The sequence below is a fragment of the Shinella sp. SUS2 genome (assembly GCF_001262505.1).
Classification (GTDB): domain Bacteria; phylum Pseudomonadota; class Alphaproteobacteria; order Rhizobiales; family Rhizobiaceae; genus Shinella.
On sequence record NZ_KQ410732.1, the window covers coordinates 229539 to 245722 of the forward strand.

The 16184-nt window shown below is 65.3% G+C and carries 14 protein-coding genes; 11 read left to right on the forward strand and 3 right to left on the reverse strand.

Annotated elements, in window-relative coordinates; all coding sequences use genetic code 11:
* The first annotated feature begins 45 nt into the window (after nt 1-45).
* The 3 genes from AKG11_RS17255 to AKG11_RS17265 all read left to right on the forward strand — a co-directional run bounded on the left by AKG11_RS17255 (nt 46) and on the right by AKG11_RS17265 (nt 5019).
* Entirely contained in the window at nt 46-1917 is a 1872-nt protein-coding gene (locus tag AKG11_RS17255; RefSeq protein WP_050744765.1) for a sigma-54-dependent Fis family transcriptional regulator, read from the forward strand.
* Nucleotides 1918-2079: 162 nt separating this feature from the next.
* Entirely contained in the window at nt 2080-3153 is a 1074-nt protein-coding gene (locus AKG11_RS17260) for a 2,3-butanediol dehydrogenase (RefSeq protein ID WP_050744766.1), read from the forward strand.
* A gap of 66 nt (nt 3154-3219) precedes the next feature.
* Entirely contained in the window at nt 3220-5019 is a 1800-nt protein-coding gene (locus AKG11_RS17265) for an NAD(P)/FAD-dependent oxidoreductase (RefSeq protein WP_050744767.1), read from the forward strand.
* A gap of 90 nt (nt 5020-5109) precedes the next feature.
* On the opposite strand, the gene AKG11_RS17270 is transcribed toward AKG11_RS17265, so the two are convergent.
* The 3 genes from AKG11_RS17270 to AKG11_RS17280 form a co-directional block, all read right to left on the reverse strand.
* Nucleotides 5110-6483 carry an aspartate aminotransferase family protein gene (locus AKG11_RS17270; RefSeq protein ID WP_050744768.1) on the reverse strand — a complete coding sequence of 458 codons (1374 nt, stop codon included), beginning with the start codon at nt 6481-6483 and terminating at the stop codon, nt 5110-5112.
* Between the two features lie 59 nt (nt 6484-6542).
* Nucleotides 6543-8039, reverse strand: a complete 1497-nt coding sequence (locus AKG11_RS17275) for an NAD-dependent succinate-semialdehyde dehydrogenase (RefSeq protein WP_050744769.1) — start codon at nt 8037-8039, stop codon at nt 6543-6545.
* A gap of 131 nt (nt 8040-8170) precedes the next feature.
* Nucleotides 8171-8653, reverse strand: a complete 483-nt coding sequence (locus tag AKG11_RS17280; protein WP_050744770.1) for an Lrp/AsnC family transcriptional regulator — start codon at nt 8651-8653, stop codon at nt 8171-8173.
* Nucleotides 8654-8719: 66 nt separating this feature from the next.
* Here AKG11_RS17280 and AKG11_RS17285 point away from each other — a divergent pair, with 66 nt between their 5' ends.
* The 8 genes from AKG11_RS17285 (at nt 8720) to eutC (ending at nt 16180) form a co-directional block, all read left to right on the forward strand.
* Nucleotides 8720-10141, forward strand: a complete 1422-nt coding sequence (locus tag AKG11_RS17285; protein ID WP_245290132.1) for a MocR-like ectoine utilization transcription factor EhuR — start codon at nt 8720-8722, stop codon at nt 10139-10141.
* Nucleotides 10142-10264: 123 nt separating this feature from the next.
* Nucleotides 10265-11050: an ectoine/hydroxyectoine ABC transporter ATP-binding protein EhuA gene (gene ehuA, locus AKG11_RS17290; RefSeq protein WP_050744772.1), complete on the forward strand. Its 786-nt coding sequence runs from the start codon at nt 10265-10267 to the stop codon at nt 11048-11050.
* 69 nt (nt 11051-11119) lie between these two features.
* The gene (ehuB, locus tag AKG11_RS17295; protein WP_037406054.1) at nt 11120-11965 is read left to right on the forward strand and encodes an ectoine/hydroxyectoine ABC transporter substrate-binding protein EhuB; all 846 of its coding nucleotides are present in this window, start codon (nt 11120-11122) and stop codon (nt 11963-11965) included.
* Nucleotides 11966-12080: 115 nt separating this feature from the next.
* A complete protein-coding gene (gene ehuC, locus AKG11_RS17300; protein ID WP_050744773.1) occupies nt 12081-12740 on the forward strand; it encodes an ectoine/hydroxyectoine ABC transporter permease subunit EhuC in 660 nt (219 codons plus the stop codon).
* Between the two features lie 2 nt (nt 12741-12742).
* The gene (gene ehuD, locus AKG11_RS17305) at nt 12743-13405 is read left to right on the forward strand and encodes an ectoine/hydroxyectoine ABC transporter permease subunit EhuD (RefSeq protein WP_050744774.1); all 663 of its coding nucleotides are present in this window, start codon (nt 12743-12745) and stop codon (nt 13403-13405) included.
* Complete coding sequence (eutA, locus tag AKG11_RS17310; RefSeq protein WP_050744775.1) at nt 13405-14187, forward strand: ectoine utilization protein EutA; 783 nt, start codon at nt 13405-13407, stop codon at nt 14185-14187. The genes ehuD and eutA overlap by 1 nt, the downstream gene beginning before the upstream one ends.
* Nucleotides 14184-15191 (forward strand): hydroxyectoine utilization dehydratase EutB, encoded by a 1008-nt coding sequence (eutB, locus tag AKG11_RS17315; protein ID WP_050744776.1) that lies wholly within the window; start codon nt 14184-14186, stop codon nt 15189-15191. Before eutA ends, eutB begins: the two co-directional genes overlap by 4 nt.
* Nucleotides 15188-16180: an ectoine utilization protein EutC gene (gene eutC / locus AKG11_RS17320; RefSeq protein WP_050744777.1), complete on the forward strand. Its 993-nt coding sequence runs from the start codon at nt 15188-15190 to the stop codon at nt 16178-16180. Before eutB ends, eutC begins: the two co-directional genes overlap by 4 nt.
* The last annotated feature ends 4 nt before the right edge of the window (nt 16181-16184 follow it).

A 16184-nucleotide genomic window follows, 5' to 3' on the forward strand; every position in this document is an offset into this window, starting at 1 on the left:
TCCCGGGGCGGCTCCTGTGCGACCATGGGCACGGGAGGATGTCTTATGGTGTCGACGCTGTCGCACATACGGGAGATCGAGCGCGTCGGCATGGGCGCCGTCAGCCCGCGCGATGCGCCGGTCGTCAAATCCTGGCTGCGCTGCCTCAACGACTACAAGCTCGACCCGGCGATCGCGCAGGAAGCCTATATCGTTCCCGAACTGAAGCTGCGCGAGCATCGCGAGCAGGCGGAGGAGCTGATCCGCATCGGTCGCTCCGGCCTCGAAGGCCTGTTCAACCAGGTTGCCGGGCAGAACTATGTGTTGCTTTTGTCGGATGCGCGCGGCGTCACCGTCGACTTCATGGGCGATCCGACCTTCGACAACCAGCTCCGCAAGGCAGGGCTCTATCTCGGCTCGGAATGGTCGGAGAACCGCGCGGGCACCTGTGCCGTCGGCGCCTGCATCGTCTCCGGCGAGCCTGTCATCATTCACCAGGACGATCATTTCGACGCCAGCCATATCGGGCTGACCTGCACGGCTGCGCCCATCTTCGACACGCTCGGCGACCTCACGGCCGTGCTGGATATTTCCCAACTCCGCTCGCCCACCGTCAAGGCGAGCCAGCAACTGGCGCTGCATCTTGCTGCCGCCACCGCGCGGCGCATCGAGCTTGCCAATCTCATGACCCGCACCCGCAACGACTGGGTGCTGCGCCTTGCCCGCTCGCCGGAGTTTCTGGACGTGGACCCGGATGCCGCCATCGCGCTCGACGGTTCCGGCCGCATCACTGGCATGACCCATGGTGGCTTCGGCGCGCTTGCCCGCTCGATGAACATGCGGGGCTTTGCGACACGCGATTTTCTCGGTCTGCCGATCTCCGAGGTGTTCGATATGGATGTCGATGACCTGCCGCGTTTTATGCGCGGTCGGCCGAACGGCGAGCGCCTGCTTCGTGCGAAAAACGGCCTCGTGCTCTTCGCTAGCGCGGTTGCTCCCGCCGTCAGCCTGCGTACGCCCACAAGGCCGGAACCGCGCCTGCCGCGGGCGTTGCGCGACCTCAGCAACTGCGATGCAGCCATGGAGCGGGTGCAGGCCCGCGCCGCGAAACTGGCGGCGCGCGACATTCCGATCCTCATCCAGGGGGAGACCGGCAGCGGCAAGGAATTTCTGGCCCGTGCGATCCATGAAAGCTGCGGTGGCAGCGGCAATTTCGTCGCCGTCAATTGTGCTGCAATCCCCGAGCACCTTATCGAATCCGAGCTGTTCGGGTATGCGCCCGGCGCTTTCACCGGGGCCAGCCAGAAGGGCAAGCGCGGCCTGATCGAGGAGGCACAGGACGGAACGCTGTTCCTCGACGAGATCGGCGACATGCCGCTCGCGCTGCAAAGCCGGCTGCTGCGCGTGCTTTCGGAAAACGAGGTGCAGCCGGTCGGTGCGCTGAAGGCGCGCCCGGTGCGCCTGCGCGTACTCTCCGCCTCGCACCGCGACCTTGCCGATCTCGTGAAGGAGGGCCGCTTCCGGCAGGACCTCTACTATCGCCTGAATGCCGCGACCCTCAGCCTGCCGGCCCTGCGCGAGCGGGAAGACCTCGGCTGGCTGATCGACCAGCTTCTCGCCCGTGTCGAAAAGGAAAACGGTGAGACCTATCGCGTCGACAAGGCAGTGCGGGCAGCTCTGCTGACCCATGCGTGGCCGGGCAATCTGCGCGAGCTTTCCAATGCGCTGCGCGTTGCTGCGGCGCTCTCCGAGAGCGGCGTCATCGATGTCGGCTGCCTGCCGGACCATCTCTTCGCCGGTCCGGTCGCGGCTGCGTCCGACGATGACGGGGAACTGCGCCAGGCGCTCAGCGACTGCGGCAACAATGTCTCTGCACTTGCCCGCAAGCTCGGCGTCAATCGCTCCACCATCCACCGCCGCCTGAAGCGCCTCAACTGACGCGGCACCTGCAACACCTGTTGCACGCCACCTGTTGCATTGCTTCAGGCAGGGAAATCTTGCTCATCGCAACAATCTGAAAACAAAGTGAAATCAGGCGTCCTTTCGGTTTGGCACGGCGTTTGCTGACCTTCCTGTGCAAGAACAACAGGAGGAAACACAATGAAGGCTCTGCGCTTTCACGCCGCCAAGGATCTGCGCATCGAGGAGGTCGATGCCCCGCCGTCGCCCGGTCCGGGTGAAGTTCTGGTCGAGAACCGATTTTGCGGCATTTGCGGCACGGACCTGCATGAATATGCCTACGGGCCGATCTTCGTGCCGAAGGAGCCGCATCCTTTCACCGGCGCGCACGGACCGCAGATCCTCGGCCACGAATTCGGCGGGGTCGTCAAGGCAGTTGGTGCGGGCGTCACGCATGTGAAGCCCGGTGACCGGGTGTCGATCCAGCCGCTCATCATGCCTCGTCAGGGCGACTATTACGCCGATCGCGGCCTCTTCCATCTCAGCGGCAACCTCGCGCTTGCCGGTTTGTCCTGGCACTCCGGCGGTATGGCCGAGGCCGCCCTTCTCAATGACTACAATGTCCAGCCTATTCCCGATGCGCTCAGCGATCAGGAGGCCGCCCTCATCGAGCCGACGGCGGTTGCCGTCTACGCCTGCGATCGCGGCGGCGTGACGGCCGGAAACAGCGTGCTCGTCACTGGCGCCGGGCCGATCGGTATTCTTGTCGCCATGGCGGCACGCGCTGCGGGCGCCTCGCAGATTTTCCTCTCCGATCTCAACGACACGCGGCTGGGGCTGGCGCGCGAGGCGCTGGGCGCCGTGCGCACCATCAATCCGAAGACGGAAAAGGTCGGTGATGTCATCCGCGCCGAGACGGAGGGCGGCGTCGGCTGCGATGTTGCCATCGAATGCGTCGGCAACGAACATGCGCTGAAGAACTGCGCCGATGCCGTGCGCAAACAGGGTGTCGTCGTGCAGACCGGGCTTCACCCCGGCGAGAACCCGCTGAACTGGTTCGACGTCACCTTCAAGGACATCGATATCCGCGGTTCCTGGGCCTACCCGACCCACTATTGGCCGCGTGTCGCCCGGCTGATCGCCAGCGGCCAGATCCCCGCAAGCCGTATCGTCACGAAATATGTCTCGCTCGGCGAGGCTGTTGCGGAAGGGTTCGATCAGCTGCTCGACCCGGCCGGAAAACACCTGAAAATCCTGATCGACCTTTCCCGTTAGGCCGGTCCGTTTTGCGGGGCGGTTGAGGAGCCGTCCCGTCTTTCACCTGAGCAGGAGGAGAAACATATGCTCGACAAAACCCCCACCACGCGCGTCCAGACGCTTCTCGACACGCTCGGCTCCGCCCTTGAGGCCGGCCGGGTCGACGATGTCGCCAACCTCTTCGCCGAGGAGTGCTACTGGCGCGACCTCGTCGCCTTCACCTGGAACCTCAAGACCGTCGAAGGGCGGGACCAGGTGCGCGACATGCTGCAATCGCAGCTGTCCACGGCGAAACCCTCTAACTGGCGCGTTGCCGACGGCGAGGCGGCGACGGAGGGGGATGGTGTCCTGGAAAGCTGGATCTCGTTCGAGACGGCGACCGGGCGCGGCTACGGCTTGGTGCGCTTCAGGAACGGTCTCATCTGGACGCTTCTCACCGTGCTGTCCGAACTGAAAGGCCACGAGGAGAAATCCGGCTTCACCCGCCCGCTCGGCGCAAGGCACGGCCAGAATGTCGGCGCCAAGACCTGGAAGGAGGCGCGTGAGGAGGAGGAACGCACGCTCGGCTACGAGAAGCAGCCCTATACCGTCATCATCGGCGGCGGGCAGGGCGGTATTGCGCTCGGTGCCCGGTTGCGCCAGCTCGGCGTGCCGACCATCATCCTGGAAAAGAACGACCGGCCGGGCGACAGCTGGCGCAAGCGCTACAAGTCGCTCTGCCTGCACGATCCCGTCTGGTACGATCACCTGCCATACATCGATTTCCCGAAGAACTGGCCGGTCTTCGCGCCGAAGGACAAGATCGGCGACTGGCTGGAATTCTACACCAAGGTCATGGAGCTGAACTACTGGACGCGCTCCGCCGCAAAATCCGCCAGATGGGACGAAGCTGCCAAGGAATGGACCATCGTCGTCGACCGTGACGGCGAGGAGGTGGTGCTGCGGCCGAAGCAGCTCGTCTTTGCGACCGGCATGTCCGGCAAGGCGAACATCCCGGATTTCAAGGGCCGCGAGCGCTTCCAGGGCGAGCAGCACCATTCGTCTCAACATCCGGGGCCGGATGGCTACAAGGGCAAGAAGGTGGTGGTCGTCGGCTCGAACAATTCAGCCCATGACATCTGCGCCGCGCTCTATGAGGCGGGTGTCGACGTCACCATGATCCAGCGCTCGACGACGCATATCGTGCGTTCCGACACGCTGATGGATATCGGCCTCGGCTCGCTCTATTCGGAGCAGGCGCTGGCAAACGGCGTGACGACCGCGAAGGCCGACCTCATCTTCGCCTCGCTGCCCTATCGGATCATGCACGAATTCCAGATCCCGCTCTACGACAAGATGCGCGAGCGCGACGCCGATTTCTACGCAGCGCTGGAGAAGGCCGGCTTCCAGCTGGACTGGGGTTCGGACGGTTCGGGCCTCTTCATGAAGTACCTGCGTCGCGGTTCCGGCTACTATATCGACATCGGCGCCTCGCAGCTGATCATCGACGGCAAGGTCAAGCTCGCCGCCGGCCAGGTGGAGGAGATCACGGAGAGTTCCATCAAGCTCTCCGAAGGCAAGGAAATCCCGGCTGACGTTATCGTTTATGCGACCGGTTATGGCTCGATGAATGGCTGGGTCGCCGATCTCATCGACCAGGGGACGGCGGATGCGGTCGGCAAGGTCTGGGGTCTCGGTTCGGATACGCCGAAGGACCCGGGGCCCTGGGAGGGCGAGCAGCGCAACATGTGGAAGCCGACGCAGCAGGAGGCGCTGTGGTTCCACGGCGGCAACCTGCACCAGTCGCGCCACTATTCGCAATATCTCGCCCTGCAGCTGAAGGCGCGCATGGAAGGCATCCCGACGCCCGTCTACGCCCTCCAACCGGTGCATCACCGGAAGTAGGCCGGCGCGCTGAGGGCGGGCGGCGCTCGCCACCCGCCCTCAATGGATCTGTGCCGGCATCGGTTTCGCTGCCTGCCCGTTTCGTCAGGCTCAGCCGAGAACCGCCTTTACCGCATCGGCGGCCGCCTTCACGACGGTGTCGGCCTCCTCGCGTGTGAGGCACAGCGGCGGGGCAAAGCCCAGGATATCGCCCTGCGGCATGGCGCGGCCGATGACGCCGCGTTCCAGGAGGGCGGCGGAGACCTGCGGGCCGATCTTTCTGCCCGGATCGAAGAAGGCGCGGTCGTCCTTGTCTTCGACGAACTCGACGGCGGCCATCAGGCCATCGCCGCGTACCTCGCCGACATGCTTGTGGTCGCCGACGGCCTTGGCGAGTTCGCTGCGGAAATAGGCGCCGGTGGAGCCGGCATTTTCCACGAGGCCGAGTTCGTCGATGAGCTCGAGGTTGGCGACACCGGCTGCGGCGCAGATCGGATGCGAGGAATAGGTCCAGCCATGGCCGATGGCGCCGAGCTCGTCCGAGCCCTTGACCAGCACCTCCCACATCTTGTCGGAGACGATGGTGCCGGAGAGCGGCGCATAGGCAGACGTGAGGCCCTTGGCGATGGTGATGAGGGCGGGCTTCATGCCGTAGTGGTCCGAGCCGAACATCGTGCCGAGGCGGCCGAAACCGGTGACGACCTCGTCGGCGATCAGAAGGATGTCGTATTTGTCGAGCACGGCCTGGATCTTCTGCCAGTAGCCTTTCGGCGGCGGCACGATGCCGCCTGTGCCGAGGATCGGCTCGCCGATGAAGGCGGCGATGGTGTCCGGGCCCTCGGCAAGGATCATTTCCTCCAGCTTGTCGGCGCAATACTGCGCGAACTGCTCCTCGTCCATCGATCGGTCCGGGCGGCGGAAGAAGTAGGGCGCTTCCGTGTGCAGGATCGGGGCGCGCGGCAGGTCGAAGGCATTGTGGAAGAGGTGAAGGCCGGTCAGCGAGCCGGTCATGACGCCGGAGCCGTGGTAGCCGCGCCAGCGCGAGATGATCTTCTTCTTCTCCGGCCGGCCGAGGATATTGTTGTAGTACCAGACGAGCTTGATGTTCGTCTCGTTGGCGTCCGAGCCGGAAAGCCCGAAATAGACACGGCTCATGCCCTCGGGTGCTCGGTCGATGATCATCTTGGAAAGCGTGATCGAAGCTTCCGTGCCGTGCCCGACATAGGCGTGGTAGTAGGCGAGATTCTTTGCCTGCTCGGCAATCGCGTCGGCAATCTTCGCGCGGCCATAGCCGACATTGACGCAGTAGAGGCCGGCAAAGGCGTCTAGGCTCGTCTTGCCGTTCGTATCGGTGATGTAGACGCCTTCGCCGCCGCCGATGACGCGGGTCGGCGTTTCGCCGCGCGCATGCATGCCCATATGGGTCGAGGGGTGGAAGAAGTGGTCGCGATCCCAGGCGGTGAGTTCGTTGCGTCTGTCGAGCATGGTCTTTCCTTTCGAAGTCAGTCTGTTTGCGTGTTCCGGGCCGTGGCAGGTGCTGAAAATCATGCCGCCGTGTCGATGCACAGATATTTCAGTTCCGTGAAGGCCTCCATGCCGTGGCGCGAGCCCTCGCGGCCGAGGCCGGATTGTTTCCAGCCGCCGAAGGGGATCGGCCCGCCGGTGATCTTCACGCGGTTGACCGCCACCATGCCGTATTCCAGCGCGCGGGCAAGCCGCATCTGCCGCGCGCCGTTCTCGGTGACGACATAGGCGACAAGGCCGTATTCGGTGTCGTTGGCGCGGGCGATCACCTCCGCCTCGCTGTCGAAGGCCGTGACGGCAGCGACGGGGCCGAAGGTTTCCTCACGCATGATCAGCGCGTCGTCGGAGACTTCGGCAAGAAGCGTCGGTTCGTAGAACAGCGGGCCGGCCTTGTGGCGCTTGCCTCCCGTGAGAACCTTTGCCCCTTGTTTGACGGCATCGGCCACCTGTTCTTCCACCTTGGCGATGGCGCGCTCGTGCATCAGCGGGCCGATCTCGACATCCGCGTCCAGCCCGGCGCCGACCTTCAGTGCCTCGATCCGAGCCTTGAAGGCCTTGGTAAAGGCGGTAAGCACGGGGCGCTCGACATAGATGCGGTTGGCGGCAAGGCAATCCTGCCCGGACGTCGCGAACTTGGCGCCGACGGCGATATCCGCGGCCTTGTCGATATCGGCGTCGGCGAAGACGATCAGCGGTGCATGGCCGCCGAGCTCCATGACGAGCCGCTTCATGGTCGGCGCGCACTGGCCGGCGATCAGCTTGCCGATCTCCGTCGAACCGGTGAAGCTCATGGCGCGCACACGGACGTCCGCGTTCATGCAGCCGACAATGGTGGCGGCGTTGCCCGTCACGACATTGAAGACGCCTGCCGGGAGGCCGGCCCGCTCGCCGAGTTCGGCAAGGGCGAGGGCCGAGAGCGGCGTTTCGCTGGAGGGATGGGCGACGACCGTGCAGCCGGCGGCAAGCGCTGCGGCGGCCTTGCGGGTGATCATCGCGGAGGGGAAGTTCCACGGCGTCACGATGCCGACGACGCCGAGCGCCTCGCGCCGCACGATCATCTCGGCGCCGGGCAGGTGGCTCGTCACGCTCTCCGCGTTAAGGCGCTTGCCCTCCTCGGCATACCACTCGATGAAGGAGGCGGCATAATCGATCTCGCCGCGGGATTCCGCGAGCGGCTTGCCCTGTTCCAGCGTCATCAGCAGCGCGAGGTCCTCGCGCGCTTCAAGGATCAGCCCGTGCCATTTGCGCAGGGTTTCGGCGCGCTGCTGCGGCAGCAGATCCCGCCAGGCGGGAAAGGCCTGCGCGGCGGCTGAAACGGCCTCCGTCGTCTGGCCGGCATCGAGCGCGGCGGCCCAGGCGAGCGTTGCGCCGGAGGCGGGGTCCGTTACGGCAAAACTGTCGCCGTCGCGGCCGGCCACCCAGCGGCCACCGACATAGGAGAGTTCGCGCAGCAGATGCGGATCGCTCAGGCGGGCGAGCGCATCGTGGAAAACGGTCCGGGCGAATAGGGCGGTCAAGTCGGCCTCCTCTGGCTGTGTCGACCATGAGTCTGCCAGAGGCGGGGCAAAAGATTGTCTATTGCCGGGGCTGGTCGCAGAGACTTTGGCCAAACCCGCGACCAAGCGTAGACAATCTCTCTACGTCGCGATCAGTCCGGGGTCGGCAGCAGCGTTGCCAACGGCAGTGCGGTCTCCTCCTTCACCGTCTTGGTGACGATGTAGGTAAAATAACGATCGATGCCGAGCTCACGGTCAAGCAAATCATCGACCAGCCGCTGGTAGGCGTCGATGTCGGGCGCCATGATCTTCAGGATGTAGTCGACGCCGCCGCCGACGGACCAGCAGGCGACGATTTCCGGTGTCGCCGCCACCGCACGCTCGAAACGGTCGAAATCCGCCTGGCGGTGGTTGGCGAGCGTCACTTCCATCATGACGCTGGCGACGGGCGCCAGGCGCCGCACCGCGACGCGCGCATGATAGCCCGTGACGATGCCCGCTTTCTCCAGCTTGCGCAGCCGTAGCCAGCAGGGCGTCGGGGAAAGGCCCGCCTTCTCCGCCAGCGCCAGCTTGGTGATGCGGCCGTTCTCCTGGATCGCCTCCAGGATGCGCAGGTCGATGGCGTCGAGTTTCATGCGGTCGCCCTCCGGGCGCGGATCATGTCAAAGCTTGGAAAAAGACAATGGAAAGGCATTTTGGCGTTGTCAATTGGACTGAATTTGAGCACTGTTGAAATCATGACAAATTGGCGACCCGATATATCCCAATTGCGCCGGCCGGCCTACCTGTCGCTTGCCGAGCAGATCGCCCGCGCCATCCAGGAGGGGTTGCTGCCCAACGGTACACGCCTTCTGCCACACCGCAAGCTCGCCGACGAGCTGAAACTCTCCGTACAGACCGTCAGTCGTGCCTATGACGAACTGATCCGCCGTGGCCTGATTTCCGGCGAGATCGGCCGCGGCTCCTTCGTGCAGACGCGGCCGAAGGAGCTGGAGCCGCCCTATCTGCCCGAGCGGCTCGGCGAGCTGGTCGACCTGTCGATCCTGAAGCCCGTCTGCGAGCAGATCCACCTGGAGCGCATGCGCGAGGCCTTCGGCTGGCTTGCGGAAAACCTGCCGTCGAGTTCGGCGCTCTCCTTCCGGCCCAACATGGTGTTCCCGCGCCACCGCACCGTTGCCTCCGAATGGCTGGCGCGCTGCGGGCTGGACATTTCGCCGCTGAACATCAGCCTTACAAACGGCGCGACGTCGGGCATGACGGTGGCGCTGATGAGCGTCGCGCCGCCGGGCGCGACGGTCGCGACGGAGGCGATCAGCCACCACACGCTGGTGCCGCTCTCCACCTATCTCGGCCTGCACCTTGAGGGGCTGCCGATCGACCGCGACGGCATGATCCCGGAGGCGCTGGACGAGGCCTGCCGAAAGGGCGTCATCCGCGCCGTCTTCCTGCAGCCCTCCGTCATCAACCCGACCGCGACGCTGATGAGCGCGGAGCGGCGGCAGGCGCTGGCCGAGGTGGCACGGCGCCATGACATCGCGATCATCGAGAACGATATTCTGGGGCCGCTCGTCGCGGAAAGGGCGCCGCCACTTGCCGCCTATGCGCCGGAGCGCACGCTCTACGTGACGAGTTTCACCAAGATCACGGTGCCGGGCCTGCGCATCGGCTATCTCGCCGCGCCCGACCGCTATGTCGCGGCCGTTGCCAACCGGCATCTCGTCTCGAACTGGATGGCGACGCCCTCCATTGCCGAGATCGCCACGCGCTGGGTCAGCGACGGCACGGCGATGGAGCTCGTCAGCTGGCAGCGCCGGGCGCTGGCGGTGCGACATGCCATTGCGGAGGAGGTCTTCGCCGGCCTACCGTACCGCTCGCATCCACAGAGCCTGCATGTCTGGTTGCCGCTGCCGGAAGGACATACGGAGGAAGGTTTCGTCTCGCAGGCGCGTCTGCGCGGCGTCGCCATCGCGCCCGGCTCTTCCTTCCGCACCGCGGATCAGGGCTGGCAGCCGGCGGTGCGCATTTCCCTCGGCTCGACGACGGAGCAGGAACTTCGCACGGGCCTTGGCATTCTGGCTTCACTGGCCAGCGGGAACCCGGAGGCGTTGCTGCTCGCGATTTGACGATCGGTGCCCGAGAAATGGGCGATGAAACAATAATTGTCATGAGATTATTATCTACATTGACATGATTTCGATCGCCGCGCATCGTTAGGCCATCACTTGTCTCAACAGGGAGAGACATGCATGGCCGCACCCATCATCCGCATCGACAACATCGTGAAGCGCTACGGCCCCTTGACCGTGCTCGACGGGCTGTCGATGGAGGTGCTGCCGGGCGAGAAGCTTGCGCTCATCGGCCCCTCCGGCTCCGGCAAGACGACGATCCTGCGCATCCTGATGACGCTGGAGACGATCAGCGGCGGCCATATCGAAGTCGATGGCGACCAGCTCTACCACATGCCGAAGAACGGCGGCCTCGTGCCGGCGGACGATCGCCACCTGCACACGATGCGCGAGAAGATCGGCATGGTCTTCCAGCACTTCAATCTCTTTCCGCACAAATGCGTGCTCGACAACGTCACGCTGGCGCCGATGCTGACCAAGGGCGTCGCGAAGGCGACGGCCGAGAAGCGGGCGATGGAGCTTCTCGACATGGTGGGCCTTGCCGACAAGGCGAGGAACATGCCCGCCCAGCTGTCCGGCGGACAGAAGCAGCGTGTCGCCATCGCCCGTGCTCTCGCGCTTTCTCCCAAGATCATGCTGTTTGACGAGGTGACCTCGGCGCTCGATCCGGAGCTGGTCGAGGAGGTGTTGAACGTCATGCGCAAGCTCGCTTCCGAGACCGACATGACCATGCTGCTCGTTACGCACGAGATGGGCTTCGCCCACGATTTTGCCGACCGCATCCTGTTCTTCGATCGCGGCAAGATCGTCGAGGAGGGCAAGCCGGACGAGATTTTCCGCAATCCAAGGCAGGAACGCACGCAAACCTTCCTGCGCAAGATCATCGCGGCAGGGCACCGCGTCTGAGGGGTGTCCCTCGGAAACAACGCTCCAAACAACAGCCAAAGACAGCCAGAGGAGTTGGGAACAATGAGCATGAGGACATTTTTGACCATTGCCGCCAGCGCGAGCGCGCTAATGGCGGTCGTTGCCGCCGCGCCGGCTTTTGCCGATGACGGCAAGCTTGCGGAACTGAAGGAACAAGGCTTTGCCCGCGTCGCCATAGCCAACGAGCCGCCGTTCACGGCGGTCGCCGCCGACGGCAAGGTTTCGGGCGCCGCGCCCGATGTCGCCCGCGAGGTCTTCAAGCGCCTCGGCGTTGCCGATATCGTCGCCTCGATCTCGGAATATGGCGCGATGATCCCGGGGCTCCAGGCCCGCCGCCACGACGTCGTCACCGCCGGTCTTTTCATGAAGCCGGAGCGTTGCGCCGCTGTCGCCTATTCGGAGCCGGTCCTGTGTGACGCGGAGGCTTTCGCGCTGAAGAAGGGCAACCCGCTCGGTTTCAAGAGCTACAAGGACATCGCCGACAATCCGGACGCGAAGATCGGCGCGCCGGGTGGCGGCACGGAAGAGAAGCTGGCGCTCGAAGCCGGCGTGCCGCGTGACCGCGTCATTGTCGTGCCGGACGGCCAGAGCGGCCTGAAAATGCTCCAGGACGGCCGCATCGACGTCTATTCGCTGCCGGTCCTCTCGATCAACGACCTCGTTTCCAAGGCGAATGATCCGAACATCGAGGTCGTCGCGCCTGTCGAGGGCGCTCCGGTCTATTGCGACGGCGCTGCCTTCCGCAAGGGTGACGAAGCGTTGCGGGACGCCTTCGACGTCGAGCTCGCCAAGCTGAAGGAGACGGGCGAGTTTGCCAAGATCATCGAGCCCTATGGCTTTTCCGCCGCCGCGGCGATGTCGACGACGCGCGAAAAGCTCTGCGCGGCGAAGTGAGGATGGCGGATTTGCCCCTCATCCCGCTGCCGCGACCTTCTCCCCGTTTGCGGGGAGAAGCTGCCGACAGGCGGACGAGGGGCGCCGCTCCGCTGAAGTTAGTTTGGAACACACCATGACCGACTGGTCCGGCTATATAAGCTTGATCCTGCAAGGCGCGCTGGTGACGCTGCAGCTCACCGTGATGGGCTCTGCGCTTGCCGTTGTCATGGCGTTTATCGCCGGGCTCGGGCGCGTCAGCCGCTTCATGGCGGTCCGGGCGCTGGCCACCACTTATATCGAGTTCTTCCGCGGCACCTCGATCTTCGTGCAGCTCTTCTGGGTCTATTTCGTGCTGCCGCTCACCGGCCTCACGCTGTCGCCGCTCCAGGCCGGCGTTCTGGCGCTGGGACTCAATGTCGGAGCCTACGGCGCGGAGGTGGTGCGCGGCGCGGTCAAGGCGATTGGCCGGGAGCAGCGCGAGGCCTGCATCGCGCTGAACCTGACGCGCGGCCAGGCTATGCGCCATGTCATCCTGCCGCAGGCGCTGCCCTTGATGCTGCCGACCTTCTGCAACAACGCAATCGAACTTCTGAAGGCCACGGCCGCCGTCTCGCTGATTTCGCTCACCGACATGACGTTCCAGGCCCAGGTGGTGCGCGCGCAGACCGGCAGCACGCTGATCCCCTTCGCGACGATCCTCGTCCTCTACTTCCTGATGGCGCTCGCCATCTCCACCAGCATGCGTTGGCTGGAGCGCCGGATCACCCGTGGTCTCGATGGTGTGAGGACCTGACGATGGAATGGGACTGGAATTTCGTCTGGGAAATCATGCCGACCCTCCTCGAGGGGCTGAAGATCACCATTCTTGCGACCGCTCTCGGTGCGGTGCTCGCCGCAGCCGTTGGCCTCGTCTTCGCGATCCTGCGCATGACGGCGCCGAAGCCGGTTGCCAGGGCCACGGGCTTCGTCGTCGAGTTCATTCGCGGCACGCCGCTGCTCGTGCAGCTCTATTTCATCTTTTATGTGCTGCCGGACATCGGCATCCGGTTGCCGGCGCTGCTCGCCGGCGTCATCGGGCTCGGCCTGCACTACGGCACTTATGCCGCGGAGGTGTATCGCGCGGGTATCGAGAACGTGCCGCGCGGGCAATGGGAGGCGGCGAAGGCGACGAACCTCACCGGCCGCCAGACCTGGATCCACGTCATCCTGCCGCAGGCGATCCCGCCGATGATCCCGGCCCTCGCCAACTATCTCATCGCCATGTTCAAGGAGACGCCGCTGCTATCGGCCATCACGGTGCTGGAACTGATGAACCAGGCGAAAAGCGTCGCCAACAGCAGCTATCGCTACATCGAGCCGATGACGCTGGTCGGCGTGTTCTTCCTGATCATGAGCCTGATCTCCGTCGTCTTCCTGCGCTGGCTGGAAGAACGTTACGCCCGGGTGGAGGAACGCTGATGCGCACCTTTGGTCTCGCGCTCGCTTCCCGCGCACCAAAACTCGACGACCGGCCGCTGGAAAAACGTCTCGGCCTGATCATTCTGGCGACCGACCACACGACGGAGGTGGATTTCCAGCGCATGGTGGCGAATGAGCGCATCGGCGTCTACGCCGCCCGCATTCCCTATGCCAATCCGGTGACGCCGGAGAACCTTGCCGCCATGCAGCCCTCGTTGACGGCGGGCGCGGCACTCATTCTGCCGGACGAGCCGCTGGATGTGGTGATGTATTCCTGCACCTCGGCCTCCGTCGTCATCGGCGATGCGATGGTGAAGGCCGCGATCAGGGCAGCCAAGCCCACCGCTACGGTCGTGACGCCGACCGCTGCCGCGGTTTCTGGCCTGAAGGCCCTCGGCGCGAGGCGGATATCCGTGCTGACGCCCTATACGCTCGACACCAGCCGGCCGATGGCCGACTATTTTCTGGCGCTCGGCTTCGACATTGCCCGTTTCACCTGCCTCGGCCTCTCCGACGATCGGGACATGGCGCGGATTTCCCCGGAAGAGATCGTCGCCTTCGCGAAGGAAGCGACGGCGCCGGATTGCGACGCGCTCTTCATCTCCTGCACCGCCGTGCGCGCGGCGGGCGTGGCGGCGAAGATCGAGGCTGCCATCGGCAGGCCGGTCGTTACCAGCAACCTCGCCACCGCCTGGGCGTGCCTGCGCCTTTGCGGCGACGAGACCGCCCGGCCGGCGCTCGGCCGGCTGATGACCTGCGCCTATCCGGGCGGTGACGCATGACGACGTCAGATCTCCCCGTGACTATGGCAGATATCGAGCAGGCGGCCCGGCGCATCGACGGTCGCATCCTGCGCACGCCCTTCGTGCCGTCGGCATCGCTGGCCGAGCGCTGCGGTGTGCCGGTCGGGCTGAAGCTCGAGCACCACCAGACGACCGGCAGCTTCAAGCTGCGTGGTGCGACAAATGCCGTCCTGTCGCTCTCGCCGGGCGAGCGGGCGCGTGGCGTCGTAGCGGCCTCGACCGGCAACCATGGCCGGGCGCTTGCCTATGCGGCGAAGGTCGAAGGATCGGTCGCGACGATCTGCATGTCGCGGCTCGTCCCGGAGAACAAGGTCTCGGAAATCCGCCGGCTCGCCGCCGATGTGCGCATCACCGGCCGGTCGCAGGACGAGGCGCAGATCGAGGTGGAGCGACTGGTGGCCGAAGAGGGCCTCGTCATGGTGCCGCCCTTCGACAACAGGGCCGTGGTGGCCGGGCAGGGCACGCTCGGACTGGAGATCGCGGAGGCGATGCCGGATGTGTCGACCGTGCTTGTGCCGCTCTCCGGTGGCGGGTTGGCAGCAGGTGTCGCCGCGGCGGTGAAGGGGCGCGTTCCGAAGGCGCGCGTCATCGGCCTCACCATGGCGCGCGGCGCGGCGATGAAGGCGAGCCTTGTTGCCGGACGTCCGGTCGAAGTCGAGGAGGTCGCAAGCCTTGCGGATTCCCTCGGCGGCGGCATCGGCCTCGACAATGCCGTGACCTTTCAGATGTGCCGCACGCTGCTCGACGATGTGATCCTGCTCTCCGAAGCGGAGATCGCCGCCGGTATGCGCCATGCCTATGCCGAGGAGCGTGAGGTGATCGAGGGGGCGGCGGCGGTCGGCATCGCGGCGCTGCTCTCCGGCCGGCTCGGCCGGCTGGACGGTCCGGTGGCCATCGTCCTTTCCGGCCGGAATGTGGATATGGGCCTGCACAAACGGGTTCTTGACGGCGCGGTGGATTCCTTTGCGGAGGAGAGGGCGTGACGACGATGAAGATACTCACCGAAGCGGAGTTGCGGCGCATCGTGCCGCTCGATCTCGAGGCGATCGACTGCGTGGAGAATGCGTTTCATGCGCTCGCCACCAAGGCCGTCGCCATGCCGCCGATCCTCCGGCTCGACATCCCCGAGCATCGCGGCGAGGTGGATGTGAAGACCGCCTATGTGCCCGGCCTCGATGGCTTCGCCATCAAGATCAGCCCCGGCTTCTTCGACAACCCGAAGATCGGCTTGCCGAGCACCAACGGCCTGATGGTGCTGTTTTCGACGAAGACCGGCCTCGTGCAGGCCGTCCTGCTCGACAACGGCTATCTTACGGACGTGCGCACCGCCGCGGCCGGCGCGGTGGCGGCGAAGCATCTTTCGCGTGAGGACGCCTCCGTTGCCGCCATCCTCGGTGCGGGCATGCAGGCGAAACTGCAGCTTGAAGCCTTGAGCCTGGTGCGCCCCATCCGGGAGGCGCGCATCTGGGCGCGGGAGGTGGAAAAGGCGGAGGCTGTCGCGGCGGAGCTGGCGAAAAAGCTCGGTTTTCCCGTGCGTGCCGAGGCGAGCGGCCGGGCGGCGGTCGATGGCGCGGATGTCGTGATCACCACGACGCCATCGGAAACGCCGATCCTCAAGGCCGAATGGCTCCAGCCGGGCCAGCACGTCACCGCGATGGGCTCGGATGCCGAGCACAAGAACGAGATCGAACCTGCCATCGTCACCGGGGCGGGTCTCTATGTCGCCGACAGCCTCAGGCAGACGCGCAGGCTTGGCGAGTTGCACCACGCCATCGAGGCCGGCCTTGTGACCGAGGGCGCCCTCTTCACCGAACTCGGCGAGATCATTGCCGGGCGCAAACCGGGCCGCTCCGGCCCCGAGCAGATCACCGTGGCGGATCTTACCGGCACGGGCATCCAGGACACCGCCATCGCAACGCTCGCAGCCGCTCGCGCGGCGGCGGCCGGGGCTGGCGCGACCTTCGAAAGTTGAGACC

Excerpts from the sequence above, each read along its gene's own strand:
- AKG11_RS17265 (WP_050744767.1), top strand. The coding sequence starts at position 3,220 with ATGCTCGACAAAACCCCCACCACGCGCGTCCAGACGCTTCTCGACACG.
- AKG11_RS17260 (WP_050744766.1), top strand. The coding sequence starts at position 2,080 with ATGAAGGCTCTGCGCTTTCACGCCGCCAAGGATCTGCGCATCGAGGAG.
- AKG11_RS17255 (WP_050744765.1), top strand. The coding sequence starts at position 46 with ATGGTGTCGACGCTGTCGCACATACGGGAGATCGAGCGCGTCGGCATG.
- AKG11_RS17270 (WP_050744768.1), bottom strand. The coding sequence starts at position 6,483 with ATGCTCGACAGACGCAACGAACTCACCGCCTGGGATCGCGACCACTTC.
- AKG11_RS17280 (WP_050744770.1), bottom strand. The coding sequence starts at position 8,653 with ATGAAACTCGACGCCATCGACCTGCGCATCCTGGAGGCGATCCAGGAG.
- ehuC (WP_050744773.1), top strand. The coding sequence starts at position 12,081 with ATGACCGACTGGTCCGGCTATATAAGCTTGATCCTGCAAGGCGCGCTG.
- ehuB (WP_037406054.1), top strand. The coding sequence starts at position 11,120 with ATGAGGACATTTTTGACCATTGCCGCCAGCGCGAGCGCGCTAATGGCG.
- eutA (WP_050744775.1), top strand. The coding sequence starts at position 13,405 with ATGCGCACCTTTGGTCTCGCGCTCGCTTCCCGCGCACCAAAACTCGAC.
- ehuA (WP_050744772.1), top strand. The coding sequence starts at position 10,265 with ATGGCCGCACCCATCATCCGCATCGACAACATCGTGAAGCGCTACGGC.
- ehuD (WP_050744774.1), top strand. The coding sequence starts at position 12,743 with ATGGAATGGGACTGGAATTTCGTCTGGGAAATCATGCCGACCCTCCTC.
- eutB (WP_050744776.1), top strand. The coding sequence starts at position 14,184 with ATGACGACGTCAGATCTCCCCGTGACTATGGCAGATATCGAGCAGGCG.